Annotated in this window: 5 protein-coding genes; 2 read left to right on the top strand and 3 right to left on the bottom strand. The window is 49.9% G+C overall.

The annotated features are described in order from the left end of the window. The coding region (locus HX830_RS31820; protein ID WP_177104805.1) for an IS66 family transposase at positions 1–342 on the top strand (342 nt) is incomplete at its 5' end. 408 nt (positions 343–750) lie between these two features. On the opposite strand, the gene HX830_RS31815 is transcribed toward HX830_RS31820, so the two are convergent. From HX830_RS31815 to HX830_RS31805, 3 genes are all read right to left on the bottom strand, one after another. Next, a complete protein-coding gene (locus tag HX830_RS31815; RefSeq protein ID WP_152741629.1) occupies positions 751–1,251 on the bottom strand; it encodes an RICIN domain-containing protein in 501 nt (166 codons plus the stop codon). Between the two features lie 189 nt (positions 1,252–1,440). Continuing rightward, positions 1,441–1,713 carry a hypothetical protein gene (locus tag HX830_RS31810; protein ID WP_177104803.1) on the bottom strand — a complete coding sequence of 91 codons (273 nt, stop codon included), beginning with the start codon at positions 1,711–1,713 and terminating at the stop codon, positions 1,441–1,443. 362 nt (positions 1,714–2,075) lie between these two features. Next, the gene (locus HX830_RS31805) at positions 2,076–2,363 is read right to left on the bottom strand and encodes a hypothetical protein (protein ID WP_177104801.1); all 288 of its coding nucleotides are present in this window, start codon (positions 2,361–2,363) and stop codon (positions 2,076–2,078) included. Positions 2,364–2,643: 280 nt separating this feature from the next. Here HX830_RS31805 and HX830_RS32300 point away from each other — a divergent pair. Beyond that, on the top strand, positions 2,644–2,978 hold a 335-nt coding region (locus HX830_RS32300; protein WP_371317561.1), incomplete at its 3' end, for a transposase.

Here is a 2,978-nt window from a genome sequence, read left to right as displayed (position 1 = left end):
GGTTTATGGGGCGCTTACGGTAAAGCGATCAGTTACATGGCGAGCAACTGGGGTTGGCTGCTGCGTTACGTGGAGGCCGGTTTTTTGCCTATCGACAACAACGACGCTGAGCGCGCGATCAAGCCGTTTGTGATTGGACGCAAAAATTGGCTTTTCAGCGACACGCCCAAAGGGGCGTATGCCAGTGCACAAATTTACAGCCTGGTCGAAACCGCCAAAGCTAACGGCCAGGAGCCGTATACGTGGCTGCGCCACGTACTGGAGCGGCTGCCGCTGGCGACATCGGTAGAAGACTGCGAGGCCTTGCTACCGTGGAACTGCTCGCCAGAGATGCCAAGGTAAACCGGAACCTACCCCCTACTTTTGCGGTAGGTGGGGTTTATGGGGCGCTTACAAAAAATCGACCGGGTTTATATGAATAATGAGATACGACCGATTAGGCGGTTGTTTTTACAAGTGAATGGATGTTTGAGGCGTGAGCAACGGGTTGAGTGGCTAGAGATAAAATGATCTAGGAAGGGCTAGAATTTTCTCGCACATGAGAGCAGCGGAAAAAAAGGGGGCTTTTACACCCCCGCTCATGTAGGAGCGTGTTCAAGATTCTTCTCATACAGCGTTGAGGCTTTGGTATGCTCCAATTTTTCTAACCGGGCTCTCAATAATAGCGTTATATATAGAAACGCCGTTCACCATAATGGTATCAAGGCTCGCAAGCATATAGTCTCCTGGCACCAGTAAACCATGCAGAGATTAGAACCATACATAGAATTTTTGATTTGCAATCGGACTCGAAGAGTTTCGAATAAAAGTTGTGACGCCAATACCCGCTCCTGTTGTGGCCAACATGAGTGACAAAATCTTGTTATCTTTAAGGCATGTAAAATATAGACGACCATCTCCTACCTCTGTATATGTCCAGCTTCGCCATAAACTATTAACATCAGGCAAGACGCGGACAGGCGTCAACGCGGATTTTGTTTCTCCATTCAGGTACAGGTTAGATTTGGCGCATATGATATAGCAGGATGATTCACCCCAAGGCTCAATCATCCACTCTTGGAAAAAATCACTGCCTGTAGTCACAGTCTTAAGATAACAATCAGTTGCGTCGCGGTAACCGAGACAAAATTTTTTGTCAAAATCTGTGTATATTCTGAATGGGCCGCGGCGATCTTCTGGCCCCCGATCCGAGTTCTGTTCAGGTGCCTGACCTGGCGTTGTAGAATCGGGGGTAAGGGGATGCTTTTTCATTACCGTTCTCCTTTGCTTGCTGATGAGGTAACAGCAATGGATACAGCAATGGCGAAGAGTAGAGCGCTTGCCAACGACTGGCTGACACATAATACCCGAGCCCTCAGTATAGCTGAGCGATGGAAAACGCAAGCTTACCCACGCGCCGCGCGTGAGGATCATGCGCCTCCATGCAGGTGTTTTGGGTGATTATTGGCCGGGCTTTTTTGGGCGTCTGCGTGTCACGAAAACAGCGGCAATAGCAACCATGGTGGAGCCGATCATGCCAGCACCGATTTCAGGATGCCCTAAGTGGATGAGATACCCGCCCAATAGCAGTACTCCGAAAGCCAACGCGCCACCGATGTTTTGCCCTCGCCGTTCACGTTGTTCGATCAGGTGCAATGAATTAAACCTAACTATCAGGTCAGTAGCTTGATTATTTAACGTTGCAGTAAGTTCCTCTTTACGAACATCAAGCATACCCATCTCCATTTTGTGCCGATGGGTTTGTTCGTTCTTCATCAACTCGAACATTAGTTTGGCGCTGCTCTCTACAATGGATTAGTATTCTCTTAGTTGCCGTGCTGACAGGGTACCTGCAAGGTGGCGCTCTTCGGCAATCGAAATGGCGACTATCGAGATTGCGTCGAGAGTGGCTTTGCTTTAGCTGCTTTTGAGCAGTGCACTGATAGCGGGGTCGTATTCTCCCAACGCTTGCAGCGCTGCGGAAATTTTTTCTACGATTTCGCAGGACTCGGCAGTGGGGTCTGATTCGAGTGCTGTCTCTTTTTCACCAGGTATTTTAGGTTCTGTATTTTTTGTCATCGGTTAAGGAACGGCCCTTAGACTTGAGTTCGCCGGGAGTTACGCACCGCTACGAAAAATTGTTTAGAGGCTGCTTGATAGTCGTCAGTCAACCTTTTGATATCACTGCCCAAACTACGGGCACTGCTATAGCGATCAATATCAACGATTGATTTCAATGCGGTCACTGCCCGGATGTCTTGAGAGAGCGGTGAGCCTTCACTGACCTTCTTGGCCAGTTTGTCAGCTTCCTCGTAAGGGTCGCCGTCGGGATATAGGTTCAGAACGGAAGAAAATGCGTCGAAATCCAGTTTGTACTTCGCCATGTCTGCGGTGCCTCGTCGTGCTTGCCCTGCGGTTTTGTAGGACCAGTCCATCCTTCTGCGTTTAAAACATTGAATAGGTACATATACTGAAAATATAGCCAAAAGCGTAACAGCGTAAAGGGCTAAACCTATTCAAGATGTTAGCTCGGTGCCTAGATTTGGTGCCCGAGATGTTAAAGTCCTCCATATATTGTTTTTTCAGTGTCCCCCGGTGTCAGGATAGTTGTCGCCTTTCCGAATTTTCCTGAAAAAGCAGATCGGGGGCGGAAAGAGACTGTTCGTGCCGTACTATTCACCGGAACGCAAAGCCGCATTACTCAAGATGCTGCTTCCCCCACTGAGCCTGTCGATGGCCGAGGTTGCTCGGCGCGAAGGGGTCAGCGATATGTCATTGGCCAACTGGCGCAGAAAGGCCCGCTCTGAAGGAAACGCAGTGTCCGAGAACACCCCACCGGCCCAGAGCTGGACCGCCGAAACCCAGTTTGCCGTCGTCCTTGAAACCGCCGGCTTGTCCGAAATTGAACTGGGTGAATACTGCCGTCGCAAAGGCCTGTACCCCGAGCAAATCAAGGCGTGGCGGCAAGCCTGCATCAACGGCCAGAAGGCAGACAAAGC

Source organism: Pseudomonas gingeri, assembly GCF_013385425.1.
Classification (GTDB): Bacteria; Pseudomonadota; Gammaproteobacteria; order Pseudomonadales; family Pseudomonadaceae; genus Aquipseudomonas; species Aquipseudomonas gingeri_D.
The sequence above is the reverse complement of the archived record's forward strand: the minus strand, read 5'-3'. Positions and strand labels throughout refer to the sequence as shown.

Bases quoted from the DNA above. Each gene is read 5' to 3' on its own strand.
- HX830_RS31810 (WP_177104803.1), bottom strand. From the start codon at position 1,713: ATGCTTGATGTTCGTAAAGAGGAACTTACTGCAACGTTAAATAATCAA.
- HX830_RS31815 (WP_152741629.1), bottom strand. From the start codon at position 1,251: ATGAAAAAGCATCCCCTTACCCCCGATTCTACAACGCCAGGTCAGGCA.
- HX830_RS31805 (WP_177104801.1), bottom strand. From the start codon at position 2,363: ATGGCGAAGTACAAACTGGATTTCGACGCATTTTCTTCCGTTCTGAAC.